At 67.2% G+C, this 24,835-nt stretch carries 22 protein-coding genes; 6 read left to right on the top strand and 16 right to left on the bottom strand.

All coding sequences use genetic code 11. From position 1 onward, the window contains the following. Positions 1–19: 19 nt before the first annotated feature. Positions 20–844 carry an alpha/beta fold hydrolase gene (locus tag AC5P57_RS17360; protein ID WP_099553260.1) on the bottom strand — a complete coding sequence of 275 codons (825 nt, stop codon included), beginning with the start codon at positions 842–844 and terminating at the stop codon, positions 20–22. A 186-nt stretch (positions 845–1,030) separates the two neighbouring features. On the opposite strand from AC5P57_RS17360, the gene AC5P57_RS17355 reads away from it, so the two are divergent. Further along, positions 1,031–1,426, top strand: coding sequence for a hypothetical protein (locus tag AC5P57_RS17355; protein ID WP_262234973.1), 396 nt, complete (start codon positions 1,031–1,033; stop codon positions 1,424–1,426). A 78-nt stretch (positions 1,427–1,504) separates the two neighbouring features. Here AC5P57_RS17355 and AC5P57_RS17350 read toward each other — a convergent pair whose 3' ends face one another. The 13 genes from AC5P57_RS17350 to AC5P57_RS17290 form a co-directional block, all read right to left on the bottom strand. Further along, a complete protein-coding gene (locus AC5P57_RS17350) occupies positions 1,505–2,218 on the bottom strand; it encodes a DUF2968 domain-containing protein (protein WP_012480553.1) in 714 nt (237 codons plus the stop codon). A 99-nt stretch (positions 2,219–2,317) separates the two neighbouring features. Beyond that, a complete protein-coding gene (locus tag AC5P57_RS17345; RefSeq protein WP_099553264.1) occupies positions 2,318–4,471 on the bottom strand; it encodes a TadG family pilus assembly protein in 2,154 nt (717 codons plus the stop codon). Positions 4,472–4,479: 8 nt separating this feature from the next. Next, the gene (locus AC5P57_RS17340; RefSeq protein WP_262234974.1) at positions 4,480–4,938 is read right to left on the bottom strand and encodes a DUF3613 domain-containing protein; all 459 of its coding nucleotides are present in this window, start codon (positions 4,936–4,938) and stop codon (positions 4,480–4,482) included. Beyond that, positions 4,935–5,825 carry a tetratricopeptide repeat protein gene (locus AC5P57_RS17335; RefSeq protein ID WP_099553268.1) on the bottom strand — a complete coding sequence of 297 codons (891 nt, stop codon included), beginning with the start codon at positions 5,823–5,825 and terminating at the stop codon, positions 4,935–4,937. Before AC5P57_RS17335 ends, AC5P57_RS17340 begins: the two co-directional genes overlap by 4 nt. Continuing rightward, a complete protein-coding gene (locus tag AC5P57_RS17330; protein WP_099553270.1) occupies positions 5,825–6,760 on the bottom strand; it encodes a type II secretion system F family protein in 936 nt (311 codons plus the stop codon). Before AC5P57_RS17330 ends, AC5P57_RS17335 begins: the two co-directional genes overlap by 1 nt. 28 nt (positions 6,761–6,788) lie before the next feature. Further along, positions 6,789–7,745, bottom strand: a complete 957-nt coding sequence (locus AC5P57_RS17325) for a type II secretion system F family protein (protein ID WP_099553272.1) — start codon at positions 7,743–7,745, stop codon at positions 6,789–6,791. Between the two features lie 2 nt (positions 7,746–7,747). Beyond that, positions 7,748–9,097: a TadA family conjugal transfer-associated ATPase gene (locus AC5P57_RS17320; protein WP_099553274.1), complete on the bottom strand. Its 1,350-nt coding sequence runs from the start codon at positions 9,095–9,097 to the stop codon at positions 7,748–7,750. Beyond that, complete coding sequence (locus AC5P57_RS17315) at positions 9,082–10,338, bottom strand: CpaE/TadZ family protein (protein ID WP_099553276.1); 1,257 nt, start codon at positions 10,336–10,338, stop codon at positions 9,082–9,084. Before AC5P57_RS17315 ends, AC5P57_RS17320 begins: the two co-directional genes overlap by 16 nt. 28 nt (positions 10,339–10,366) lie before the next feature. Further along, entirely contained in the window at positions 10,367–11,722 is a 1,356-nt protein-coding gene (locus tag AC5P57_RS17310; protein ID WP_262234975.1) for a type II and III secretion system protein family protein, read from the bottom strand. 18 nt (positions 11,723–11,740) lie between these two features. After that, positions 11,741–12,778 (bottom strand): Flp pilus assembly protein CpaB, encoded by a 1,038-nt coding sequence (gene cpaB / locus AC5P57_RS17305; RefSeq protein ID WP_262234976.1) that lies wholly within the window; start codon positions 12,776–12,778, stop codon positions 11,741–11,743. A 23-nt stretch (positions 12,779–12,801) separates the two neighbouring features. After that, positions 12,802–13,278 carry a TadE/TadG family type IV pilus assembly protein gene (locus AC5P57_RS17300; RefSeq protein ID WP_099553282.1) on the bottom strand — a complete coding sequence of 159 codons (477 nt, stop codon included), beginning with the start codon at positions 13,276–13,278 and terminating at the stop codon, positions 12,802–12,804. Next, positions 13,275–13,820, bottom strand: a complete 546-nt coding sequence (locus AC5P57_RS17295; RefSeq protein ID WP_142806188.1) for an A24 family peptidase — start codon at positions 13,818–13,820, stop codon at positions 13,275–13,277. Before AC5P57_RS17295 ends, AC5P57_RS17300 begins: the two co-directional genes overlap by 4 nt. Positions 13,821–13,909: 89 nt before the next feature. Then, on the bottom strand, positions 13,910–14,113 hold the full coding sequence (locus tag AC5P57_RS17290) for a Flp family type IVb pilin (RefSeq protein WP_099553287.1): 204 nt from the start codon (positions 14,111–14,113) through the stop codon (positions 13,910–13,912). Positions 14,114–14,806: 693 nt separating this feature from the next. On the opposite strand from AC5P57_RS17290, the gene AC5P57_RS17285 reads away from it, so the two are divergent. From AC5P57_RS17285 to AC5P57_RS17270, 4 genes are all read left to right on the top strand, one after another. Continuing rightward, on the top strand, positions 14,807–15,787 hold the full coding sequence (locus tag AC5P57_RS17285; RefSeq protein ID WP_315974198.1) for an AraC family transcriptional regulator: 981 nt from the start codon (positions 14,807–14,809) through the stop codon (positions 15,785–15,787). Between the two features lie 235 nt (positions 15,788–16,022). Further along, positions 16,023–21,266 carry an ESPR-type extended signal peptide-containing protein gene (locus AC5P57_RS17280; protein WP_495219682.1) on the top strand — a complete coding sequence of 1,748 codons (5,244 nt, stop codon included), beginning with the start codon at positions 16,023–16,025 and terminating at the stop codon, positions 21,264–21,266. Positions 21,267–21,327: 61 nt separating this feature from the next. Continuing rightward, the gene (locus tag AC5P57_RS17275) at positions 21,328–22,164 is read left to right on the top strand and encodes an OmpA family protein (protein WP_099553292.1); all 837 of its coding nucleotides are present in this window, start codon (positions 21,328–21,330) and stop codon (positions 22,162–22,164) included. 123 nt (positions 22,165–22,287) lie between these two features. Further along, positions 22,288–22,578, top strand: coding sequence for a DUF6959 family protein (locus AC5P57_RS17270; RefSeq protein WP_014037513.1), 291 nt, complete (start codon positions 22,288–22,290; stop codon positions 22,576–22,578). An 85-nt stretch (positions 22,579–22,663) separates the two neighbouring features. Here AC5P57_RS17270 and AC5P57_RS17265 read toward each other — a convergent pair whose 3' ends face one another. Continuing rightward, positions 22,664–23,491, bottom strand: coding sequence for a class I SAM-dependent methyltransferase (locus AC5P57_RS17265; protein WP_099553294.1), 828 nt, complete (start codon positions 23,489–23,491; stop codon positions 22,664–22,666). Between the two features lie 63 nt (positions 23,492–23,554). Here AC5P57_RS17265 and AC5P57_RS17260 point away from each other — a divergent pair, with 63 nt between their 5' ends. Beyond that, on the top strand, positions 23,555–23,962 hold the full coding sequence (locus AC5P57_RS17260) for a MerR family transcriptional regulator (RefSeq protein WP_099553296.1): 408 nt from the start codon (positions 23,555–23,557) through the stop codon (positions 23,960–23,962). Between the two features lie 73 nt (positions 23,963–24,035). Here AC5P57_RS17260 and AC5P57_RS17255 read toward each other — a convergent pair whose 3' ends face one another. Further along, complete coding sequence (locus AC5P57_RS17255) at positions 24,036–24,752, bottom strand: MgtC/SapB family protein (RefSeq protein ID WP_099553298.1); 717 nt, start codon at positions 24,750–24,752, stop codon at positions 24,036–24,038. Between the last annotated feature and the right edge of the window lie 83 nt (positions 24,753–24,835).

Raw genomic sequence — 24,835 nt, 5'->3', positions numbered from 1 at the left:
GGGGCGCCGCCGCGGGACATCAATTGCGTGCAAAGGCCAGCAGGTCGGCGTTGAACTGGTCGGCGTGGGTGACGGTCAGGCCGTGCGGGGCACCGGCGTACACCTTCAGCTCGGCGTCCCTGATGATCTGCGAGGACAGCCTGGCCGAAGCATCGAACGGCACGATCTGGTCGTCATCGCCATGCACCACCAGTGCTGGCACGTCGATCTTCCTGAGGTCTTCGGTGTAGTCGACTTCCGAGAACTCATGGATGCAGTCGTACTGGCCCTTGACGCCGCCGAGCATGCCCTGCAGCCAGAACGCATCACGCATGCCCTGGGTGACGCTGTTGCCATCGCGGTTGGCGCCGAAGAACGGCGTGGCCAGATCCTTGAAGAACTGGGAGCGGTCGCCACCGGTACCCTTGCGGATGCCGTCGAACACCTCCATCGGGGTGCCGGCCGGGTTGCTGGCGGTCTTCAGCATCAACGGCGGCACGGCACCGACCAGTACCACCTTGGCCACGCGCTGGCTGCCATGGCGGCCGATGTAGTGCGCCACTTCGCCACCACCGGTGGAATGGCCGACGAGGATCGCGTCCTTCAGGTCCAGCGCCTCGATCACCGCGGCCAGGTCATCGGCGTAGGTGTCCATGTTGTTGCCATCCCAGGTCTGGCTCGAACGGCCGTGGCTGCGACGGTCGTGAGCGATCACGCGGAAGCCGTTCTGGCCCATGAACAGCATCTGCGGGTCCCAGGCATCGGACGACAGCGGCCAGCCGTGGGCGAACACGATCGGCTGGCCGGTACCCCAATCCTTGTAGAAGATGCGGGCGCCGTCGGCGACGGTGACGAAGTTGCTCATTGCGGTTTCCTTGGCGGAAGGGAGGGGCGGCGCCGGCGGACATGCCGGTACCGCCGGCAGTACAGCGCACGGCCCGGTGGGTGGCTTGCACGGCTGTGCTGGATTGACCGGGGTGTGACGTGTATCGCTCTGGAACCCGGCGGCGTCCGCGCTGACGATGATGGCCGGCCTGTCCAGGAGCGTGCGATGTCGAGAGTGCGATGCAGCCCATTGCTGTGCCTGCTGCTGGCCACAGCGGTTCACGCGCAGACCAACGTCTACAAATGCGTGGACGGTCCGCATCCGGTCTATCAGCAGACACCCTGCCAGGGGCGCGCGGAATGGCGCTGGGAGGTGCCGGAGGAGCAGTCGCTGTCGCGCGGAGCAGTGCCAAAGCCGGCCAGGGCGGGTGGCGCGGTGCTGGCGCCACCACGCATCGTGCGCTCGGGGCGGGCGCAGGCCGCGCTGATACCGATCAATACGGACCCCGGGGCCTGTGAGCGCGCACGACAGCAACGCGGGGAGGTGCTGGCCAGGAGCAAGCGCCTGGACTTCGTGCAACGCCGTCAGCTGGACGACGCGGTGTACGACGCCTGCCGCTGAGCGTGGTGGCTCACGAAAGGCCGAAAACGACAACGGCGCCCTTTGGCGCCGTTGTGCGTGGATGCGGATGGCCGGGCCTCAGCGACCGTCGCTGGCGGCAGCCGGTGCCGGCGAAGGCACGCTTTCCGGCTTGGGCAGGCTCAGTTCCGGGTTGCCCTGTTCGGCCTGCAGGATCTGGATGCGGCGCTGCAGGGCGTCCAGCTGGCTGTTGGTGCTCTGCACGTCGGTGCTGAGGCTGACCGCCTGCTGCTGCGCCTGCTGCAGGGCCGCGCTGACCTGGGCCGACTGCGCCTGCTGCTGTTCCATTTCCTGCTGCAGGGTGCGCAGGCGTTCCTCGTTGTAGGCCACCAGGCGCTCGGTGTAGCGCTTGCCGGCTTCCAGGCGGGTGGTATCGATGTACACCTGGGCCAGCTGCTCGGACTGCTGGGCAAAGGTACGGTAGACCCGCTCGGCGTTGTCGACGGCATCGGTCTTGATCACCCGCCAGAAGTTCTTCTCCTGGAACAGGGCGACGTAGTAGGTCAGGGTGTTGGCGTTGAACAGCAGGCTGGCGCCGTAGTTGCCGTTGTAGGTCGTGCGCAGCTCGGTCAGCTGGCGCGAATCCATCAGCTGCTTGAGTTCGTCAACGGTGTTGCGCACCACCGGCGCGCTGCGTGCGGCCGGCTCTGCGGCTGCCTCACGGTCGCCACGGGCAGCCATCGCCGCCGGTGCCACCAGCATCATGGCCACGGCCAGCAGTGCCGCGCCGCGCGCGTGCCGGGCGAAGACCGCGCCCCCTGAAGTTTCTCGCATGTCTAGACCATCCACGGATGAGTGTGGGTTGAGATGAAGGTGGTTCCCCGCCGGGAGTCTAGCATGGGCGCGGGCGCCGCCAAGGGCGCCCGTCACGGGTCAGTAGACCAGCTGCGCCGCGCTGCACTGGATCGACTGCACGTTGACGTCGGTGCGGCCGAGTTCCAGGCCCAGCACGCTCGCCAGCAGGTTGGTCAGCAGGGTGCCGACGCTGTTGAGCACCGGCCGCAGGGCGGCCAGGATCGGCTTGAGCAGCGTGCACAGCAGGCCGCTGCAGCTCACGCTGCCATCCGGATTGGTGACGCCGGTTCCACCGGTACCATCGAGGAAGCCGGCCGGTGCGGTCTGGATGTACGAGGCCAGGTTGTTGCGTACACACCCGTTGTAGTCGATCAGGTTGCCCAGCAGGCTGTCGCAGCGGTTGATCAGCAGGCCACCCACCAGCGATCCCAGCAGCCCATCGAGCACGCCCAGTCCCTGGCCGGTGACGGTCACCTTGAACGCATCCCAGACCGGACCGTCCTTGTGGCAGGTGGCCAGGTTCAGCAGGCCGCAGGCGTAGGGCAGGCCTCCGGGCACGGTCCAGCTGTTGAGCGGGGCCAGTTGCCGGCTTGCGTCGCCATCGCGCAGCAGTGGAATCAACTTGTCCACCTCATAGCGGGTGTTCGGCGGGAAGGTGGCCTGCAGGTAGCGGTCGGCCAGTGCCTTGGCGGTGTCGTTGGCGCTCATGCCCTGCTTGGGTGAGCTGAGCATGCCCGACAACACGCGCAGCAGTTCATTGACCAGGTCCGACACCGCGTTGCCCACTGCAAGTGGATTGATCCGGGTCGAAGCGGTCTCGCCGGCGGCAAGGGTCAGGTTCTGCGAGCTGGTCAGGGCAGGCAGGGTGATCCTGTCATTGATCAAGGGTTGCCCGAGCAGTTTCAGCAGCTGCTCGTTCTTCAGGGAGTCGTCGCAGACATTGCTCCTGGAAAAGCGTTGCGCCGGGTCGACATTGCCGACACAGGCGCGTAGCACCGACGAGTCGACCCGAATGGTGGCCTTCTGTGGGCTGGCGCCGCATTGGATGCCGGTCAGCGTGCCCATCGCATTGGCGACATCGACATGCAGTGGCAGGTGCAGTCGCGTGCCGAGCAGGTTCAGCAGCGGGCCCACCGCGAACAGGTTGTTGCTGTCCACGTCCACCATCAGCCGCACCTGCGCGTTGTACGCGCGGGTACCGACACCACCGATGGCGATCGAGGGCGGCTCGACCACGCCGGCCTGGATGTTGATGCCCAGCAGGTCCAATCCCTTGACCGCCACGCCGTTGCCGTCGTTGGCGATGGAGATGGCGGTGCTGATCAGGTTGAGGACGTTGACCTTCGTTTCCAGCGCGCTGCCGACGGTGCCATCCGGCGATACGACTTCGGCGAACAGGCCACCGCCGCCGGACTGGCTGCCCAGCACGATATTGAGCTTGTTGATGTCCAGCTGGGTGGCGACCAGGTCGGACAGCGCGCGCAGCTGTACGCCAACGGTGGTATCGCGGCCGACCACGGTGGCGGTGGCATCGACCAGCTGCGCCAGCGAGATCTTGTTGACCGACAGCAACCGGTTGAAGTCGGCCACGCTGAGGTTGGCGCTGACCGGGATGTTCAACGCCTTGAGCAGGCCCGACGGCGTGACGTTGGCCTGGGCGAGGCCGTCATAGGAAAGCACGGTGGCATTGGTGACATCCAGGCCGACCAGGCGCAGGGTCGACAGCAGTACCGAGTCGCCATTGGTGCGCAGCAGCTGCGAACCGACCGCGAACACCGCAGTCGGTTCGGAGCGTCGGGCCACCGCCTCCACGCTGACGGTGGGCAGGCTGGTGTTCTGGCCAAAGAACGGCAGCACGCTGCGCTGTGCGACCACCTGCACGGCATTGCGTGGGTTGCTGGCATCGACGGTGGTGACGAAGCGGTTCGACGTGCTGCGTGCGGCGCTCCAGTTGCCGCAGCGGATCTGCAGGGAGCCTGCAAACCTGTTCTGGGTGACCGCGCTCTGCCGCGCCGCGCTGTTGTCGCTGTTGTCAGACGTGCACAGTTCCAGCCGTTGTGCACCGGCCAGTGCAGCAAGGTCTGCGACCTTCTGTGCGTCACGCTTGGCCCAGAACAGGTAGCCGATCTCGATCAGGCCCAGCATGGCGAGCAGCGCCAGCATGACCAGCATCATGGTGACCGACATGCCGCCGCGTGGGCGGCTGAAACTGAACTGGCGTGGGCGTTTCATGGCCTACCTCAGCGTCCGGATGAGGATGTTCCCTTGGACTTGGCGACATCGGTTTCGAAAAAGTCCGGGATCTCGTGTTCGAAGCTCTTCAAGTAGCGGGCGTAGCTCAACGTGGCCTGGTCGCCGAGGATCGGCAGGCGTTGCCCGGCCTGCTGCCCCGATGCCTGCAGGCGGAACAGGCCGCGCGCGGTATCGCCGATCTGCGTGCGTGCAGGGCGGGGCGCTGGTGCGAGGTGGTCGGTGGCAATGATCGGCGGGGCGGTGGCCGGTGATCCCGATGGAGCAGGGGCTGCAAGGTCCACCGTGGCCAATGCCTCGGACTGCAGTGGCTGCGTGGCCGCTGCGACCGGTGCGCTGCCGCCGAGCATCTGCCCGGTCAGGGGTTGCTGCTGCGCCCGCGCGCCGCTGGCCATCAGCAGGCAGACAAGTGCAGGCAACAGGCGTCGGGTCAGGGGCATCGCGCTCATGGAGTGTTCCCGTTCGGCTGATCGGAGGTGCTGAAGCGTTCCAGCATCGAGGGCGGCAGGCGCTGTGGATCGCGCGCATCACGGATGTCGCGACGTGGTTCGGCGGCCAGGCGCGTGGCGCCTTGCGGCGCGCGGGAGGTGGCATCGGCGCTTGCGCGGGTGGACGGGGACGCAGGGGCAACCTGTGCCGCGGCGGCCTGGCGCTGCTGCAGGCGAGCACGGATCTGCGCGGCCTGCTGCTGGATGCTGCGGCGGGTGTCCTCGTTGAGGTTGGCCTGCTCGGCGAGGCGCTCTGCGGTGGCGGCGTCGCCGCGCAGCACGGCCCACAGGGCAAGGTTGGCCGTGGCCTTGGGGTTGCCTGGAGACAGCTCCAGTGCCTTGGCCAACGGTTCACGGGCCTGTTCGAACTGGCCTGCGCGCAGGCGTGCATAGCCGAGATCGCCCAGGTAGTCGGTGTTCAAGGGCTGCAGCTGCGTGGCCCGGGCCAGTGCCTCCTCGCTGCCGCCATCGTCGTCACGGCGCGCCGCGATCAGGCCCAGGCCGTGGGCGGCTGCAGCGGCCTGCGGGCCAGTGGAGAGCTCGCGGTACAGGGTGATGGCAGCGTCGGCCTGCCCGGTCTCGCGCAGGGCATCGGCCTGCAGCAGGCGCAGCGCCGGCGGATCGCCGTAGCGCTGGCGGAAGGCATCGACGTGGGCCAGCGATGCATACCAGGCACCCTGCTGCTGCATGCGCCCGATCAGTTCCAGGTAGGCATTGCGGCTGTCCTGCGGTGCCGGTTCGGGTGCAGCCAGGCTGGGGGCGCGCAGGTACTTCGGCGTCGTCGACGCGCAGCCGCTGGCAACGGCGGCGAGGGCAAGAAGCAGGCAGGAGGTGCGCAGGGCAGGCATCAGGGCGATCCCATCTTGGACATGGTGGTGGCCAGCGCGACCAGCGCCGGTCCGGCAAGAACCAGCATCAGCGCTGGCAGCAGGGTCAGCATCATCACCACGGTCATCTTCACCGAGAGCTTGCCGACTTTTTCCTTCAGGGTGTTGCGGCGCTGTTCCCGCAGCCGGATGCTGAACTGCCGCAGCGGCTCCTGCACCGCGCCGCCATGTGCGTGCACCTGCAGGATCAACTGCATCAGGCTGGTGAGGTCATCATCGGCGTAGACCTCGCTCAGGCGGCGCAGGGACTGCGCCCGCGTGCGACCATGGGTGTACGCGACGTTGGCCTCCTGCAGTTCGCCGCCGAGCACCGGCAACGCATCGCGCAGCTTGTCGCCCAGCGTCTGCAGGCTCTGGTCCATGCTGAACCCCACGCCCTGCAGCAGGCGCAGCAGGTCGATCAGCAGGGGCAGCTCGTTGTCGACGGCGCGTCGGCGCCGCTTCACCCACGAAGAGAGGATGAACTTCGGCAGCAGCAGGCCAGCTGCGAGCGCACCGATCACGACCATCATCTTGGCCAGCCCCTGGGCGCTGCTGAATGCCAGGGCCAGCACCAGCACCAGCACGCCCAGCAGCAGGCGCAGGCCAAGATAGATGGCGGTGCCACGGCGTGTGTTCCAGCCCGCCAGGTCCAGCAGCAGCCGGTCTTCATTGGCCAGCAATGCAGATTCCAGACGGCCGCCACTGAGTGCGCGCCCGAAGCGTTCCAGCCAACCGAGCGAATCACGGCGCGCTGCCTCCGTGTCGCGTGCCTCATCCCGGGGTTGCAGTGCGGTCTTCAAGGTGGCCGAGGTGCGCTGTTCGCGGTGGCTGCGGACCCACCCGGCAATACCCAGCAGGGCAACGCCAGCAGCAAGCACCAGCAGCGACAGGGCAAACCAGGTGCTGGCACTCATCGGGCACCTCCGTGGCGGATCCGGGTGGTCATAGCGACTTGGCCAGGCGATAGAGCAGGAACGCGCCAAGCAGTTCCAACCCGAGCGCGATCAGCAGGATCTTGTGACCCAGTGGATCGTGCAGCACCGGCTGGAAGAACTCAGGGCTGGAAATCGCCATCAGCACCGCGCTGGCCGGTGGCAGCAGGCCGAGCACCCAGGCCGACATGCGCGTTTCCGACGTGGTCGCGGCCAGCTCCTGCTGGGCCTGCTCCAGGTCGCGCATGAAATCGCCCATGCGCTGCAGGATCTGATCGGAACGTCCGCCGATGCGCACGCTGACCCCGATCACCACGGACAGCACCTTGAGCACATCCATCCGGTAGGGCTGTGCTGCCAGGCTCAGGGCACGGTCCAGGTCCATGCCGCTGCGTGCGTAGCGCACGGTGGTGTCCAGCAGTCCGCGCAGCGGCGCGCTGGTCTGCATCGACGCCACCTGGAAGGCCGCCTGCAGGCTGTTGCCCAGCGCGGTCAGCCGCACCAGGTTGTCGAGGAAGTCCGGCAGCTGATGCAGCAGCTGTGCACGCAGTTTCGTGGTGCGGCGCATGACCCACAGCCAGCAGGCCAGCAGGTACAGCAGCAGGGTCAGGGGGAACATCCACGCCGTGCCGAGCCTGAGCATGGCCACGACCGAAAGCACCAGGCCCGGCACCAGCATCATGATGGGCAGCTTCCAGCCCGTCTGCAGGCCGGCACGTTGCAGCAGGCCGTCCAGTGGCAACACCCGGCGCCCGGCACTTGCCGGCCGCGCCGGGTCGTTGGCGGCGGCCACGGATGCCCCGGCCGGGGCGCCGCCACTGGCACCCCCGCGCGCCAGCTGCTGCTCGGCGTGCTGCAGCGAGGCCTGGCGCTGTTCGCGGTTGCTGGCGGTGCCCCACAGCCACACCGCAAGCGCCAGCAGCACCGAGATGATGCTCAGTACACCCAGCAGCAGGCCCGTGCCCATGCTCAGAAGTCTCCGTACAACGATTCGCGCAACTGCTGGCGGAACGGTTCCAGCTTGTGCGAATGCGGATGGAAGCCCAGGCCGATCCAGCGATCGGTTTCCTTGCCGTTGCCGTCGATCTGCAGTTCGTGACGGAACATTTCCTGGGTCGTGATCAGGTTGTCGCTGACACCGGTGATTTCCGTGATCGAGACCAGTACGCGCCGGCCACTGCCCAGCCGCGAGATCTGCACGATGAAGTCGATGGCGCTGGCGATCTGCCGGCGCAGGCTGTCCTCGCTGCCCTGGAACCCGGCGAAACCGGCCAGCATCTCGATGCGGTACAGGCAGTCACGGGGCGAGTTGGCGTGGATGGTCGCCATCGATCCGTCATGGCCGGTGTTCATGGCCTGCAGCATCTCCAGGACTTCGGCACCACGCACCTCGCCGACCACGATACGGTCGGGGCGCATGCGCAGGCTGTTGCGGACCAGGTCGCGTATGCTCACCGCACCATGGCCTTCAGCGCCGCCGATGCGGCTTTCCAGGCGGACCACGTGTGGATGGTTGAGTGACAGCTCGGCGGTGTCCTCGACGGTGATCACGCGTTCGTTCGGCGGCACGTAGCTGGCCAGGGCGTTCAGCAGCGAGGTCTTGCCCGAGCTGGTGCCGCCGGACACCAGGATGTTGCAGCGGCCCAGCACCATCGCCTTCAGCAGCGCCTGCATCGGCGCATCGAAGGTGCCCTTGGCCAGCAGCTCGTCGGGGGTGAACGGGTCCTTGCGGAACTTGCGGATGGAGACCATCGGCCCATCCACCGCCAGCGGCGAGATGATCGCGTTGAGTCGGCCGCCGTTGGGCAGGCGCGCGTCGACCATCGGGTTGGAGTCGTCCAGGCGGCGACCCAGCGGTGCGAGGATGCGGCGCAGGATGCGCAGAAGGTGGGTGTCGTCGGTGAATCGCTGGGTGGCGCGCTTGAGCTGCCCTCCCTGCGAGACGTGCACATCCTTGAATCCGTTGATCAGGATGTCTTCGATCGTCGGGTCGTGCAGCAGGTCGTCGAGCGGGCCGAAGCCGGTCAGCTCCTTGACCAGGCCTTCGGCGACCACCTGCATCTCCTCCTCGTTGATCGGGATGCGCCATTCCTGGATGAAGCCGACCGTCTGCACCTGCACCCAGCGGGCGATGGTGTCAGGCGCCCAGGAATCGATGTCGATGCGCTCGTCCTCGATGCTGTTGAGCAGGTGCTCATGCGCGGCCGACAGCACCTTCTGGTACTGCTCGGTCTGCGCGAACGGCAGGTGTCCCGGGGTGCTGTCGGGCAGCACCGGGCGGGTGGCGGCATGCGGGAACGGGGTTACCTTGTCTTCCATTGCGATCCACCCAGGGCAAGGGAGAGTCTTTCCCGCAGGCCGTGTGCCTGGACCGGGCAGGCAGCCGGATCCAGGCGCGACACGAGCGGGGCGAGGGCACGCAGGTAGGGGTCGCGCGGTGCGTCCTGCAGCAGCAGGTGCCCCTGGCTGGCCGCCAGGCGCACGCGCGGGCGCTCGGGTAGCGTGGCCAGCAGTGGCACTTCGAATCGGCGTGCGATCTGGTCGGGGCTCATGCCGCTGCTGTCGTCGTGGCGGTTGATCACCAGCTGCAGGCGCTTCTCGCGTTCGCGCTGGCCGGCCAGGTGTTTCAAGGCCTGGTCGAGCGATACCAGCGTGGCGATCGACGCGTCCGTGACCAGCCAGATCTCGTCGGCCTGGTCCAGCAGCAGGGGCGGCAGCTGCCGCAGCGGGCAGCCACCGGCATCGCACAGTACGCTGGCGAACACGCTGCGCAGGCGCTGCAGCAGTGCGCCCGGGTCCGACGGCGGCACGGCATCACTGCCGCTGGCGCGGTCGAGCAGCACCAGGCCGGTGTCATGCCGAGCCATCGCGGTGCGTGCGAGGGTGGCATCGATGCGGCTGGCGTTGCGCAGTGCATCTTCGTAGTGGAAGCGGCTGTCCAGGTTGAGGTACAGCGCCAGGTCGCCGGACGGCTGCGCCAGTTCCATCAACAGGCCGTCCTGCTGCAGGGCCTCGCCCTGCGCCAGTGCGCGGGTCTGCTGGGCCAGTACCGAAAGATGCGCGGCAAGGGTGCTGGTGCCGACCCCGGCACGCACGCCCAGCAGGACGATCAGGCGCGCCTTGTGCGCATGCTGGGCGGTGGCGGCTGGACGCGGCGAAAGGGCACGGCGCAATGCAGCCTCGATGCCGATGTTGTCGCTGTCCAGGTCCAGCACATCGCGCAGGCCGGCGCGCAGCGCGATCACCACGCCTTCGACCTGGGCAGCGCTGGTGGCGCCGACCGCGACCAGAGGCAGGTCGGGCTGGGTCTGCTGCAGTTGTTGCGCCAGCAGGCTGGAGGCCGCGGCGTGTTCCGGGCGGAAGTCGAGCAGCACCAGGCTCTGTGGCCCACGCTGCAGATCCTGTGCGGAGGTCGGCATGCTGCTGTCCTGCCAGTGCAGGGTGGTGGTCGGCGGCAGTTTCGCCGCCAGCCGGGGCAGCAGTTCGCGATCCATCCCGTACAGGACCAGATTCATCGGCGGTCCTTGCGGATGCAGCGGCTGGGCGGTGGCGTAGGGCATGGGCGTGGTATCGCAGGCATCATGAGAATCAGCGTGAGAAGCCAGGTACCGGATCCTGGCTGATCGGGCCAAGCAGCCAGGCCCCCCACTCGGGAAGGTTCGGCTTGGCTTCGCGTTCGCCAGGCAACGGCAGCTCGGTATTGCGCGCCAGCGGCTGCACCAGCCGCGGCGTGACGATGATCACCAGCTCCTTGTCCTGTCGCTTGTAGTCGAAGTTGCGGAAGAACGAACCGATGATCGGCAGGTCGCCCAGCAGGGGAATCTTGCCGACGTTGGAGACGACATTGGAGCTGACCAGGCCACCGATCACGAAGCTCTCGCCGTCGCCAAGTTCGACCGTGGTGTCGGCACGGCGCGTGGTGATCGACGGAATCTGCACGCCATTGAGGGCAATGGCGTTGCTGTAGTCCAGATCACTGGCTTCGGGGGCGACCTTCAGGGCGATGCGGTTGGGGGCCAGCACCGTCGGGGTCACGGTCAGGCCGATGCCGAACGGCTTGTAGGTGATGGTGGTGGTGCCCAGTCCCTGCGGTTCCAGGATAGGCAGCTCGCCGCCAGCCAGGAAGCTGGCGCTCTGGCCGGACAATGCGACGAGGGTAGGTTCGGCCAGCACGCGCGCCATGCCGTTGCTCTGCAGCAGGTCGACATCGGCGTTCCACAGGCCCTTGGTCGAGCCGAACACCAGCCGGAACGCCGAAGAGATGGGCGACTCGGCCTCATTGCCGGAGTTGCCTTCCTTCATGCCCGGCAGGATGCCGGTATTGCCCGGCAGCTGTCCGCCCGGGCGGGCGAAGCCGTAGGCGAAGTTGCCATTGCGGTTCTGGAAGCTGATGCCGATCTGCTTCAACGCGGTCTTGTTGAATTCGACCACCTTGACCTCGACCTGGACCACGCCGCCGCTGCTGACCGTCGACGCATCGGCAAGCAGCCCGTCCTTGCCCAGCGCCATGGCGGCGGTCTTCTGCTCCTGCATGTGCGAGAGCACGCTGTCGGTGCTTCCCTGCAGCAGGCCCTGGTTGTCCTGCTGGGTAAACACCAGCCCCTTCGAGCCTGCGTCTGCCGCGCCCTGCACGGCACTCTGTACGCGCACCTGCAGGCGTTGCGGCTCGGCCTGCTTGCGGTGCCACAGCAGGAGCGTCGTCGTACCCGGCGCCTTTCCGACCAGCAGTGCCTGGCGCTGCCCACGCAGCATCACGATGTCGGCGACGCCCGGGTCGGCGATGGCGACCCGTTCCAGATCGGCCGGGAGGGTCCATGGGCGTTGCTCACGCGCCTGCAGCACGAGATCGTCGGCGGCCACGCTTGTCGCCGGAGCCAGCAGCACCAGCAGCAGGGCCAGCCAGCGCTGGCGGGGAGAAGGGCGTGGGCGGCGGCGTTCGGTCATGGATGCGCTCGATGCAGGTCAAAGGGAGCCACGGGGGGCGGAGCTGTCGCCACGGATGATCTCGATGCCCGACGCACGCGGTGCACTGCGCCGAGCCGCCGGCGCACGCGCCGGGGCCTCCGGGTTGCTGCGGGCCGCGGTGTTGCCGCGGCCGGCGAGGGCATCACCATCGATGCCGGCGAAGGCGTGGTTCTCCGGCCGCTGCAGTGCGAGCTGCTGTTCGGCATCGAGGCCACGCACAGGATCGATCACGCCACGCGCCTGTGGAAACAATGCAAGGTCAGGTTGCCCCGTATCAGCCGGGTTGCGCAGGGCCAGGAACAGCTTTCCCTGTTGCGCCCCCAGCAGCAGCCGGTTGGCATCGGCCACCGGCACTGCCAGCACCGCGCTGCGTGCCGGCTGGGTGGCCTCGTTGCCAGCGCCATGGCTGTTGCCATTACCGGTGATGTCGGCGGCGCGGGGGTCGTTGCGGGTATCGCCCTCGTTGCCGGCGACGGCATCGCTGGTGACCGGAGCGATGTCCTGTTGACCGTAGCTGAGCACGCGCAGCCGTGACAGCAGCAGGCGGGTCTGCGCGGCCTCCGCCGGGCCGCTGGCGTTGGGCTGGGCATTGCGCAGGTTGAGGAAGACATCGACGAAATCACCCGGCAGGATGCGGTTTCCAGCACCGACAAGTTCATCCACCGGAACGGCCAGTGCGCGTTCGCCCGGGCGCAGCTGCAGGGAGAATCCCTGTGCCAGGGCGCTGCTGCTGATGGCGGTTCCCTCGGCGATGTCCTGCACCGGTACCTTGCCGACCACGGCAGAGAGGGTGGTGGCAGCACCGGCTACCGCGTTGGTCCGCTGCGCCAGGCGCAGGCCGTTGGCGGTGATCGGTTCACCGGCAGGCAGCCGGGCCACGGCTTCGACCACGGTGATCGCCTGGGCTTCGCTGTGCGCGACGGGGGCAGCCGCCGCCGGCGCGGCCGGTTTGCGCCCGATCATCAGGGCGATCACTGCCAGCAGCACGGCCAGCCCGATCAGGGCGACGGCAGCGATGCGGGTCAACTTGAGCATGGAACCGTCTCCTGTACCGATCGTCAGTTGCCGCTGCCGAGGTCGAGCTGGGCGACCGCGACACTACGGATGGGAGCCTGCATCACCCACTTGTAAAGCGTGGCGGTGCCCGGCAGGAAGGGATGGCTGGCGTAGTCATAGCTGACCGTAACCGTCATGCATTGGGCAGTGGCCAGGCCGGCGCAGGGCGCCTGTGCGGAGACCAGGATGGCGTTGCTACCGCCATTGCTGCAGTCGACACCCTGTCCAGAGAACTTCAACAGCCACTGCATCGAACTGCGGGCTGCAACGCAGGCGGCAGTACGCCGTTCATTGGCACTGCCATAGCGCAATGAAGCGCGAGCGCCCTCGGCCGAGGCCGTCGCCAATGTCTGTTGCGCGGCCATGATCATCACGCCGGAGAACGTGAACAGCAGCAGTGGCAGCAGGCCCAGCATCAGCATCAGGGCGAATTCGATGCTGGCCACGCCGCGCTGACGCCGTGGATTGCGGATGTTCATGCCACACCTCCATAGACGCTTGCCAGAACCCAGCCGATGCCGGCGATAGCCAGGTAGGCTGCATAGGGAATGCCGTGACGTCCCTGGCGGGCGGCCTGCATGTCGCGCAGGGCAGGGTGTGATTGCCATTGGCTGCTGGCGCGGTTGACCTGCATCTGAAGGCCCGTAGGCAGCATCACGCCCAAACGGCGGCCAACAATGATCACTGCCGCGTGCAGGCCGGCCGCGAGACTGGCCACCACCCAGATCGGCAGCAGGGCTTTCCAGCCCAGCATCAGGCCCAGTACCGCGAAGAACTTGACGTCACCGGCGCCCATCCAGCGGATGGCATAGAACGGCAGCAGGGCCACCAGGCCGAGCGCCGCGCCCGCTGCGTGGGCAAGCCACGGCTGGCGCGGCGCGCTGAACTGCCCCGCGATGATCAATGCGATGGCAATGACGGATGCAGACAGCAGCCAGGCATTGGGCACCCGGCGGGCATACAGATCGCTGATCGCGATCCGCAGGCACACGCCGATGGCCAATAGTCCCAGCAACGTCATCGCACGCTCCGTCGTCCGTCATTGGACAGTCTGCAGTTGCCACCGGGCACATCCCAGCACCGCTGCAGGGATGTGCGATGCACGCAGGCTCAGCCGCCGCCGGTCGCAGGTGTCGACCCGGAGGCCTTGGTGGCGAGGTCGGAGAGGTTCTTGAACAGCGTCTCGAAGAACCCCTTGATCTCCTTGTTGCCGACCGCAATCAGGATGCCGGCGATGACGGCGGCCAGCAGCCCGTACTCGAGCGCGGTGACACCATCTTCTTCCTTCAGGAACTTGCGGATGGATGCGTTCATGGCCTTGTCTCCCTCTACTTGTTGTCTGCAGATGCAGGACACCTGTTGGGCGGTGGCCCGGCTCCGCCGGGATCGTCCGTGGGCCCCGCACGTCCTGGCGGGGTGGCATGACGGGAATGACCCGCCGTGCTCATTCTGGGTAATCGGCCCCGGGAGAAATACCGGCCGCAACGTTGCAACCACGCGGCGCTGCGCCGGTGGCCGAACTGTTCTGCGATACGGTCGTGGTCATGCGCTCCCCCAGGTGTGGCCGTTCTGAAGCGACCGGATCACCGTGTTATCGACTTTGCCTGAATGGCGGTTGGCTGCAACTGGAACCTATATGCAAATTCGGCAGAAACGCGTCGATCCTTAAACTTTCAGGCTGTTTCTGTGACGTATATCCGTTCGCTGGCAAAACGATTCATCGACGTGCAGATAATGTGATGTCGCAAATGGCGCATGCGAAAATCGTGCCACTGGCGACCACATTTTCTTCATCTGTGTATCTATTTTCTTCAATGCAGGGTTCGGGTTTACCTTCGATGATTATCGGGCATACTCGGTTTCAAGTTGCTGCTTTCAACAGGGTGGGTCGCGCGGCACCGGTCGCAGCCCTCCCGGAAATAGCGAAGGTTCCTGGAGGAATGGTGTGGCCCTGTCAGGCAGTGGGGGCTGCAGCGTGTTGCGGATCAACGGGGGGACGACACTGTCATGGTCGATGGTGGGGTAGAAGACAGCGACGACAGCGGCCTGCGATCGATCGATCTGGCGACGCTGAGCGGCGTACTTCGTGTGTGCGATGTCGAACTGCTGCTGCTCGATGGCAACGGGCCGCGGGCGGCCTTCGCTTCGCGCGTGCATGAGGAAGCCCTGTTCTGCAGCATCAGCTGCGGCTTCCATTGCCGTGGCCGCTTCATGCTGCCACCCGACTGGGCGATGCTGGGGTATCTGCACGCGACCGATGAAACACTGAGCTGGTGCCACGGGGTGCCGCTTACTCCTGGGATGGCGCTGACGGTGATGCCCGAAGGCATCAGCGAGTTCACGCTGAGCCCCGGTACGCACATGACCTTGATGCTGGTGCCGGTCGCACGGGTGCAACGCAAGCTGACCGAACTGAGCCTGCGCAGCACGCCACCCGCAGGCCAGGCACTTTCACTGTTCAATCTGGCGAACGATTCGGCACCACTCGTCCATCATTATCAGCAACTGCATCTTCAGCTCGGCCAGGGTGCTGGCCTGCAGCCGGAGGAAACCGAACGATTGCTGCACGAGCACGTGCAGGCCCTGCTCGGTGCAGGCGCCGCCGATCGCCCTGGTTGCAGCCGCGCGCGGCGCACGCATTATCTGATCGCGCAGCGGGCGGAGAACTTCATGCGGCTCAACCTGCGCCGCAACATCTACATGAACGAGATTTGCGACGCGGCGGGTGTCAGCGAACGCGGCCTGCGCTATGCCTTCGAGGATCTGTTCGGAACCTCGCCCAACCGCTATCTGTCCATGCTGCGGCTGTGCGCTGCCTGCCGCAGCCTGTCGATGGCCGATTCCAGCCGCCGTTCGGTGAAGGCGATCGCCCTCAGCTGCGGCCTCTGGGACCTCTCTCGTTTTGCCGACAATTACCGCAAGGTCTTCGGCGAACTGCCGCGCGATACGCTGATGCGCGCTCCCGCGCAGATCGGCCAGCCGGCCTGAATCAAGCGCCGCAAGGGTTTCGGGGTGGTTTCTGCCGGAATTGCGCATGCGCTTGCCGATATCGTTGCCGCTTCTGCATAACCGGCTGCCGATTCCGGCCGTGGATTTGCCGGAATGCGCGATTGCCGTGCCGGAATGAAGTGCGCAGCCGCCGCGGCGAGCGCTGAAATGTCAATCACCTGCCAAACGGCAAGTCCACTGACATTCCAGTTGTTCGCCTACGGGGGAAGTGCTCATGAATCGCATCTACCGGCGTATATGGAACCGCCAGCTCAATGCTCTGGTCGTGGCCTCCGAACTGGCCACCGGCGACAGCGGTGGCAGTGCCGCGCGGGATCCGCGCGCCTTCCTGCTGATGCCCACCACGCTCGCCCTGGCCCTGCTGTGTGCGCTGGCCAGTGGCCACGCAGGGGCATCCGAATCCAATCAATCGCTGCGTGATCTGCAGGCACTTGCAGCCAAGTACACGCAGCCCATGCCGGTCAAGGTCGATGCCGAGGTAGCCCTCGCGGCTGCCGCAAGCCAGGCCCAGAGTAGCCCGGCAATCAGCGCGGATGCGCGGGTCGGCCTGCAGTTGAGCACCGCGTCGCTGCCGGTGGTGCGTGACGTGCTGCCGGCCACCGTGCAGGTGAAGCTGGCCGCGAACACGGCGCCGAAGCAGGTCGCCGTCCCTGGGCTTGCTGCTGATGTCCGTGCGAAAGCCAACATCGGCCTCGGCGGTGCGCAGGTGGCATCAATCGATACCGGTGCACAGGCGGCCGCCGGCATCAGCGGCGCGCCGACAGGTGCGCTGCGGGGCCTGAAGGCTTCTGTTGATGGGGCGCTCGATTCGAAGGTGACGGTGGCAGGCCATCAGATCGACGCCCAGGGCCAGGCAAAGGCGATGGCGGCGATCACGCTGCCTGCCAGGGAGGAACTGCCGGGAGAAACCCACGATCGGGCGATCACCGCAGCATTCGATGCAGGTGCAGCTGGCAAGGTGCGCGTGCAGGCGCCGGATGGCCAGGAAGTGGTTGCTGATCGCAACCTGAAACTGGCGGGCCAGGCAACGGTTGCGGCGCAGAACAGCGCACTGGGTGTCGGGGGGCTGGTGGGTGGCGTGGTCGGCGCCGCGGGCAACGCCGTCGGTGGTGCGCTCAACGGCACCGTCGGCAGCGTGGGCGGCGCCGTGGGTGGCTCGCTTAATAACACTGTAGGCGCCGTTGGCGGTGCATTGAATGGTGCAGCAGGCACTGTCGGCGCGGTTGGAGGCGCTGTTGGCGGAGCTCTCAATGGCACCGTCGGTAGTGTGGGCGGCGCGGTAGGCGGCACGCTCAACAACACCGTAGGCGCCGTTGGCGGCACGCTCAACAACACGGTGGGCGCCGTTGGCGATGCACTGAATGGCGCCGTGGGCACGGTCGGCGGCGTGGTCGGTGGTGCGCTCAACGGCACCGTCGGCAGCGTGGGCGGCGCCGTGGGTGGCACGCTCAACAACACGGTGGGCGCCGTGGGCGGTGCACTGAATGGCGCCGTGGGCACGGTCGGCGGCGCGGTCGGTGGTGCGCTCAACGGCACCGTCGGCAGCGTGGGCGGCGCCGTGGGTGGCACGCTCAACAACACCGTAGGCGCTGTAGGCGGCGCATTGAATGGTGCAGCAGGCACTGTCGGCGCGGTTGGAGGCGCTGTTGGCGGAGCTCTCAATGGCACCGTCGGTAGTGTGGGCGGCGCGGTAGGCGGCACGCTCAACAACACCGTAGGCGCCGTTGGCGGCACGGTTGGCAGCGTCGGCACTGCGGTAGGCGGCACGCTCAACAACACGGTCGGTTCCGTCGGCGGCCTGCTCAATGGCGCCACCGGCTCCGGCACTGGCCTGGGTGGCCTGCTGGGCAACACGCTTGGCAACGTCGGCAGCGCCGTAGGCAACCTGCTCAACGGCAATCTCAACGGCACGGTCGGCAACCTGGGCAGCGCGGTGGGTGGCCTGGTGGGGGGCACGCTGGGCGGTCTCGGCCTGACCAAACCCTCGGCGATCCCGCCGACCAGCCCGAAGGCGCCGGCGGCGGCCGACCCGAATGCGGGGCTGATCATCGGTACCGGTGGCCTGGTCGGCAATGTCGGCCAGCTGATCGGGCCGACCACCACCAGCCTGTTCGGCGGCAACGGCTACCTGAGCAACGGAAATCTCAAGCTCAGCAACGCCAACGTGATGCAGACCTATTCGACGGTCAATGTGCTGGGCCTGCCGGTGGTCAACCTGTCGCCAGTGGGCAGCACGCTCAACGGTCTGGGCGGCGCGGCCACGGGTGGCAGCTCGCACCTGACCCTGATCGGTGGTGTCACCTCCGACAGCTACATCTACAACATCAACAACGGCAATCCGGGCGGCCTGCTGGGCCTGCTGTTGCCGAAGGATTCACCTGCATGGGCAGCCAAGTGCCTGGACATCGCCCTGGCTGACATCTCGTGCTGGGCGGTCAACGCCGCGCAGGACTACCAGGTGCTGATGGGCGACGGTGCGTTCGCCAACGGTTCGAAGGAAGTGGTGATCGGTGCCAACGCACGTCATGAGTTGCCGAAGGTTGATGCGAACGTCGCCTTCCCGGGTGATGGGGTCAACGACCCGAGCAACCCGACCGGTGTGCCGACCGCAGACTACGCTGCACGCATGGGCCATTCGGTGATCGTCGGTGACAGTGCCGTGGGTACCGCCAACGGCCAGACCCTGCTGGGTGCTGAAGCCACCTCCAACCAGGCCAACTCGGTGGCACTGGGTTACCGTTCGGCCGCACTGCGCGGTGCGCAGGCCAGCTACAGCGCTTACGGCCTCACTGCGCCGCAGGTCTCGGCCGGTGAAGTGTCGGTGGGTACCGCCGGTGGCGGCGAGCGCCAGATCACCAACGTCGCGGCCGGCAGCGTCAACACCGACGCGGTCAACGTGGCCCAGTTGAAGGGCGCGATCAGCCTGATCAACGGCGTGGCCGATGCCGCTGTGACCTACGACCTGGACGGTGCCGGCAACCCGAACTATCGCCGCGTCACCCTCGGTGCGGGTACCGGCACCACGACCATCGGCAACCTGGCCGGCGGCGCGATCACCGCAGGCAGCCTGGAGGCGGTCAACGGTGGCCAGCTGGCTGGTACCAATGCAGCCATCGCCAGCTTCTTCGGTGGTCGCGCGGCGTTCGATCCGGCCAGTGGTGTCTTCACCGCACCGCTGTTCGAGATCAGCAGCATCTCCACCGGTGGTGCCATCGCCAAGGGCCTGTACGAAAACGCCACCGACGCGTTCGCGGCCGTCGATGGCTCGCTGGTCAACCTCAACACGCAGATCACCGATATCCGCAATGGCGGAACCAAGTACCTGCGGGTGAACTCCACCGGCACCGAGGCCGTGGCCAGCGGCACCGATTCAATCGCAGTCGGTACCAACGCCCGCGCCACCGCCGCCAACAGCATCGCGGTGGGCGCTGGCAGCCTGGCCGACCGTGCCAACAGTGTGTCCATCGGCGCGGCCGGTGCCGAGCGCCAGGTCACCAACCTGGCCGCCGGTACGGCGGCGACCGATGCGGTGAACGTGGGCCAGCTGCAGGCGTCCGAGCAGGGCGCCCTGCGCTACGACCTCAACGGCGATGGCAGCGTCAACTACGCCAGCGCCACGCTTGGCCAGACCGGCACCGCCACCACGCTGCGCAACCTGGGCCCGGGCCAGGTCAGTGCCACCAGCAGTGAAGCCATCAACGGTGCCCAGCTGTTCGCCGCCAACCAGGCCGTGGCCACCCACCTCGGTGGTGGTGCAGCGGTCAACGCCAGCGGTGTGCTGACCGCCCCGACCTACTCGATCAACAACGTGGCCGCCAACGGCACGATCACCAAGGGCAACTACAACGACGTCGGTACGGCCTTCGACGCGGTCAGCAACTCGCTGGCCAATGTGGCCGACCAGACCGGCGAGATCGACAAGCTGGCCGTGAAGTACGACGTCGACGGCGGCGGCAACGTGATCAACAGTGTCTCGCTGAAGGGCACCGGCACCGGTGCTGTGAAGGTGACCAACGTCGCCGCCGGCAGCATCCTGGCTGGCAGCAGTGATGCCATCACCGGCGACCAGCTGTTCAGCACGAACAGCACCATCGCCAACTACTTCGGTGGCACCACCGCCTACAACGGCACCACCAACGTGTGGACCGCACCAAAGTTCAGCATCTCCAGCATCGCTACCGATGGCACCTTCACCAGCGGTGACTACAACAACGTCACCGCCGCATTCACCGCGGTGGACGGCTCGCTGAAGGTTCTCAACCAGCGCATCACCAATGGTGGCGGTGGCAGTGCCTACCTGGCGGTGAACTCGACGGCAGCGGCTGCAACGGCGGCCGGCGCGGAAGCGGTGGCGGTCGGCCCGCAGGCAAGTGCGGCCGGTGCCAACAGCGTCGCGGTCGGCAACGGTGCCAGCGCCAGTGCCGGCAACAGCGTGGCGCTGGGTGCCGGTTCGGTGGCCAGCGTCGGTGCCCAGAGTGGCTACACCGGTGCCTACGGGCAGACCGGCGCCAGCAACTCGGCCGGTGAGGTCTCGGTCGGCAGCACCGGCAGCGAGCGCAAGATCACCCATGTCGCCGACGGCTCCGATACGTACGACGCAACCAATGTGGGCCAGCTGAAGAACGGCGTGAACTACGCCATCGATGAATCGAAGAAGTACACCGACCAGAAGATCCAGAACATCACCAACGTGGCCGGCAGCTTCCGCGCCAACAACACCAACAACCTGGCCGATCCGTCCGCCAGCGGGGCCAATTCGGCCGCAGGTGGCGCAGGCTCCGCCGCCGCGGGTGCCAACTCGACCGCGCTGGGCAATGGTTCGCAGGCGCAGGCCGACAACTCGGTGGCGCTGGGTGCGGGTTCGGTGGCGAACCGGGCCAACACGGTCTCGGTCGGTGCCGCCGGTGCCGAACGCCAGGTCGTCAACGTGGCCGACGGTTCGCAGGCCACCGATGCGGTCAACGTGCGCCAGCTGCAGGCCTCGCAGCAGGGCACGATCCGTTACGACACCACGGCGAACGGCGCGACCAACTTCAACAGTGTCACGCTGGGCAGTACCAACAGCGGCCCGACCACGGTGCGCAACGTCGCCGCCGGCACCGCCGGTACCGACGCGGTCAACGTGGACCAGCTGAAGTCGGGCATGGCCCAGACCCTGGATTGGTCGAAGGCGTACACCGACGAGCGCATGGGTGGCTTCGAGCGCGACCTGCGCAAGACCGACAACCGCGCCTCGGCGGGTATCGCGTCGGCGATGGCCACCGCAGCCCTGCCGCAGCCCAGCGAAGCGGGCCGCAGCATGGCCTCGGTTGCCGCCGGCAGCTACAACGGCGAGTCGGGCGTGGCGGTCGGCATCTCCGGTGTCTCCGAGGGAGGGCGCTGGATCTACAAGTTCAGCGGCTCGACCAACAGCCGTGGCGAGGCCGGTGTGGCCGTCGGTGCCGGCATCCAGTGGTGATCGCCGCCGCCGGGCCGCAGGCGCGGCCCGGCATCGCGGAAACGTCCAAAGGGGGAATGACATGAAACAGCATCGCATCGCCCGCACCGGCCAGATGGTCGCAGTGCTGGGCCTGATCCTGGGAATGGGCCTGTTGGCCGCCTGCCGCAGCCATGCGCCGGCCGCCGACGGCCCTGCCGAAACCACCGCCGTGCAGTTCCCGGAGGCCTCGAAGGCCTCGTTGAAGGAAGGCATCTATCCCGACGTCGCCGACCTGCGCCGCTTCGCGCCGGGCATGAGCAAGCGGCAGCTGTATACCTTGCTGGGAACGCCGCACTTCAACGAAGGCATGTGGGGCGTGCGGGAGTGGAACTACCTGTTCAACTTCCGCACCGCGCAGGGCGCGGAGTACTTCACCTGCCAGTTCCAGGTGCGCTTCGACAGCAAGGGCATCGCCCAGGGGGGCTACTGGAAGCCGGAATCGTGCGCGGCGGTGATCGAACCGCCACGGCCACCGGCGCCGCCGGCACCGGCACCGTTGCCGGAGCAGCCGCTGCGCCTGTCGGCCGACGCGCTGTTCGGCTTCGACAGCGCGGTGCTCAGCGCCGAAGGCCAGCAGGCGGTGCAGGGCGTGCTGGCGCAGGTGCGCGAGGCCAGTCAGGTGCAGTCGATCCGGGTGACCGGGTACACCGACCGTATCGGCAGTGCCAGCTACAACCAGACCCTGTCGCAGCGACGTGCCGAGGCCGTGCGCAGCGCGCTGGTGCAGGGTGGGGTGCCTGCGGCCAGCATCAGCGCCGAAGGGCGGGGCGCAGCCGAGCCGATCGTGCAGTGCGAGCAGCGCAACCGTCGCGAGCTGATCGCGTGCCTGGCACCGAACCGGCGCGTGCAGATCGCCGGGATGGCCCAGCCGCGCTGACAGTTCCACGCCGGGGAAGTGTCCCGGTATTCCGAGTCCCCCCTGACCGCCGGCAGGACGTGGTTACGTCTCCCCCGTCGACCACGCCTGCCGGCGGCTCAGGTTTTCTCCATGGTGCACGCGATGAATGCCCAATTCCTGCCTCTTTCCATGAAGACGGAAGCCACACTGAGTGTGTATGGCCAGCTCGGCAACCATGCCGTGGTGCGCATTCCCGGGCGGCGCCTGCCAGGGTTGATCCTGCAGGCCGATACCGTGGCCGGGTTCCTGGCCCAGCTGCAGGAAGCCCAGGCCTGCCTGCGCAGCGGCCGCGCACAGCGCACCGACGCCGAGCTGGACATGCTCATCGACGTGTTGCAGCAGTGGTATGCCCTGATCGAATCGCGCCTGGCCGACGCCGGCGAGGCGCTGTAGAAGAAAAAAGGGGACGGAGGGGATTAAGTCGTTTCCGGCACAGCCGGGGCAAGAACGACTTAATCCCCTCCGTCCCCTTTTTGCATCAGGCGAGGGCGCGTACCAGCCAGCAGGCTGCGTCCACGCGCACACGGTCGCCCTCGATGAACGGGGTGAATGCCGCGACTGCCTTGTTCCGGAGCGAGGTGGCCCGGTCTTCGGGCAGGTTGCGCAGCGCCAGGCCCAAAGGGCCCAGCTGGCCAACGTAGGTTGGCAGCTCATCGCGGGCGATCGAGCACGGCAGGTTCACCGCAACCATCTCCACATCCGTCCAACCGGCGGCCTGCAGCAGGCGCTGCACGCGCTGGCCATCGGCAAAGGCAAACTGGCCGGGTGCTCCTGGCGCGCGTGGGGGTAGATCGAGTTCATCGCCAATGGCGCGCTCGGCCGTCGTCATGAACCGGTTCTCCGCTGCGCTGCGCCAGGCGATCAAACGCAGGCCGGCACCCGGCCGCGCGGCGCGGTGCAGGTTGGCGAAGGCGGTCTCGGTATCCTCGAAGAACATCACGCCCAAACGAGATTGGACCCAGTCGAAGTGTGCGGTTGGCAGCGGATGCCGTTGCGCATCGGCGACGATGAAGTCTGCGTCCAGTCCTGCCGCCTCGCCGCGCTGGCGGGCCAGCGCCAGCATCGGCGCGGAGATGTCCAGGCCGGTGCAATGTGCCGCTGGGCGCGCTGCGGCGGCGGCCAGCAGGCTGGCGCCGGTACCGCAGCCGATGTCGAGCAGTTGCGTGACGGTATCTGGAAGTTCGGCCACCAGCAGGTCGGCCATCGGCTGGAACAGGCCGTCGAGAATGGCTTGCTGCGCAACCCAGACCTGGCCACCAGGGCCGTTCCACAGGGCGTTCTGATCAACGGGGGATGTGCTGGCCATGGCCTTGCCTCAGTGGGTAGTTGCCCATAGGTTGGCGCTTGAAGGTCACTTGAGGTCAAGCCCGTGCATGAACTGGATATCGGCGAGGTGGTGCGGCGCAGCGGCGTGCCGGCCTCGACCCTGCGTTACTACGAACAGCTGGGGCTGTTGCAGGCACTGGGCCGTCGTGGCCTGCGCCGGCAGTACGACGAGCAGGTGCTGGAACGGCTGGCACTGATCGGTCTCGGCCAGGCAGCCGGGCTGTCGCTGCAGCAGATCGGGGCGTCGCTGCCGCCGCAGCGTGGGTGCATCCCGCTGGACCGCGAGGCCTTGCTGGCGCAGGCCGATGTGCTGCGGCGGCAGATCACCCATCTGCAACGTGTACGCCGGCACCTGCAACGTGCGGCGGCCTGCCCGCAGGCAGAGGATGCCCGGAAGTGCGGCTCGTTCCGAAAACTGTTGCGGGCACAGCAGCGCATGGCGGGTGGGTGAGAGACGGGCATCCACGCATGGCATGGATCTACTGCACCACGACCTCGGTAGATCCACGCCCTGCGTGGAGGAATCAATCGCGGGTACTGACTTCCCAGGTGGCGTGCAGCACGCCCGGCACGTGCTCCATCCGCGCCAGCACCACGTCCAGCTCATCAGCACTCACGGCGGTACTGACCAGCACCGCGATCACATCGGTGGGTGCGTCGGCATGCTCGACCAGCTGCACATCACCGACCGGGTACTGCGCGGCTTCCAGCGCATCGACCAGGCGCTCGCGCACCCGCGGCACGGCGTCGGCATCCACGCTCAGGCGCACCTCGTAGGTGGCCTCGGTGGCGGCCTCATTGATCGGAATGCGGTTGATCGCATTCACCAGGGGGCGCAGCAGGGTATTGCCGGCGATGATCAAGACCGTCAGCAGCACGCCCTCGGCCAGCATGTCCGCGCCGGTGCAGCTGCCGACCGCCGCCGAGCACCACAGGGTGGCGGCGGTGTTCAGGCCGCGCACGTTCATGCCTTCCTTCATGATCACGCCGGCGCCGAGGAAGCCGACGCCGGAGACCACGTAGGAGATCACCCGCACGGCTTCGGCGCTGCCGGCGATGCGCATGCCCAGGTCGACGAAGGCAGCCGCGCCCACGGCCACCAGCACGTTGGTGCGCAGGCCGGCGGTGCGCTGCCGGTACTGACGCTCGGCGCCGATCAGCGTGCCCAGCACGAAGGCGGCCAGCAGGCTCACCACGGTGTCGGCGAAGGGGCCGGCCTGGAAGGTTTCAATGAAGCGCATGGCCGGAGTCTACCCCGGTCATGTGACGGTGGATCCATGCCATGCGTGGATACCCGGATGGGCCACAAACGACTTAATCCCCT

The organism is Stenotrophomonas sp. YJH_SMC_79 (genome assembly GCF_059367995.1).
The sequence above is the reverse complement of the archived record's forward strand: the minus strand, read 5'-3'. Positions and strand labels throughout refer to the sequence as shown.

Coding starts and splice junctions, on each gene's coding strand:
- AC5P57_RS17280 (WP_495219682.1), top strand. CDS start 16,023: ATGAATCGCATCTACCGGCGTATATGGAACCGCCAGCTCAATGCTCTG.
- AC5P57_RS17320 (WP_099553274.1), bottom strand. CDS start 9,097: ATGGAAGACAAGGTAACCCCGTTCCCGCATGCCGCCACCCGCCCGGTG.
- AC5P57_RS17295 (WP_142806188.1), bottom strand. CDS start 13,820: ATGACGTTGCTGGGACTATTGGCCATCGGCGTGTGCCTGCGGATCGCG.
- AC5P57_RS17325 (WP_099553272.1), bottom strand. CDS start 7,745: ATGGGCACGGGCCTGCTGCTGGGTGTACTGAGCATCATCTCGGTGCTG.
- AC5P57_RS17335 (WP_099553268.1), bottom strand. CDS start 5,825: ATGCCTGCCCTGCGCACCTCCTGCCTGCTTCTTGCCCTCGCCGCCGTT.
- AC5P57_RS17355 (WP_262234973.1), top strand. CDS start 1,031: ATGTCGAGAGTGCGATGCAGCCCATTGCTGTGCCTGCTGCTGGCCACA.
- AC5P57_RS17285 (WP_315974198.1), top strand. CDS start 14,807: ATGGTCGATGGTGGGGTAGAAGACAGCGACGACAGCGGCCTGCGATCG.
- AC5P57_RS17265 (WP_099553294.1), bottom strand. CDS start 23,491: ATGGCCAGCACATCCCCCGTTGATCAGAACGCCCTGTGGAACGGCCCT.
- AC5P57_RS17275 (WP_099553292.1), top strand. CDS start 21,328: ATGAAACAGCATCGCATCGCCCGCACCGGCCAGATGGTCGCAGTGCTG.
- AC5P57_RS17310 (WP_262234975.1), bottom strand. CDS start 11,722: ATGACCGAACGCCGCCGCCCACGCCCTTCTCCCCGCCAGCGCTGGCTG.
- AC5P57_RS17360 (WP_099553260.1), bottom strand. CDS start 844: ATGAGCAACTTCGTCACCGTCGCCGACGGCGCCCGCATCTTCTACAAG.
- AC5P57_RS17270 (WP_014037513.1), top strand. CDS start 22,288: ATGAATGCCCAATTCCTGCCTCTTTCCATGAAGACGGAAGCCACACTG.
- AC5P57_RS17330 (WP_099553270.1), bottom strand. CDS start 6,760: ATGAGTGCCAGCACCTGGTTTGCCCTGTCGCTGCTGGTGCTTGCTGCT.
- AC5P57_RS17315 (WP_099553276.1), bottom strand. CDS start 10,338: ATGCCCTACGCCACCGCCCAGCCGCTGCATCCGCAAGGACCGCCGATG.
- AC5P57_RS17350 (WP_012480553.1), bottom strand. CDS start 2,218: ATGCGAGAAACTTCAGGGGGCGCGGTCTTCGCCCGGCACGCGCGCGGC.
- AC5P57_RS17255 (WP_099553298.1), bottom strand. CDS start 24,752: ATGCGCTTCATTGAAACCTTCCAGGCCGGCCCCTTCGCCGACACCGTG.
- AC5P57_RS17340 (WP_262234974.1), bottom strand. CDS start 4,938: ATGAGCGCGATGCCCCTGACCCGACGCCTGTTGCCTGCACTTGTCTGC.
- AC5P57_RS17300 (WP_099553282.1), bottom strand. CDS start 13,278: ATGAACATCCGCAATCCACGGCGTCAGCGCGGCGTGGCCAGCATCGAA.
- cpaB (WP_262234976.1), bottom strand. CDS start 12,778: ATGCTCAAGTTGACCCGCATCGCTGCCGTCGCCCTGATCGGGCTGGCC.
- AC5P57_RS17290 (WP_099553287.1), bottom strand. CDS start 14,113: ATGAACGCATCCATCCGCAAGTTCCTGAAGGAAGAAGATGGTGTCACC.
- AC5P57_RS17345 (WP_099553264.1), bottom strand. CDS start 4,471: ATGAAACGCCCACGCCAGTTCAGTTTCAGCCGCCCACGCGGCGGCATG.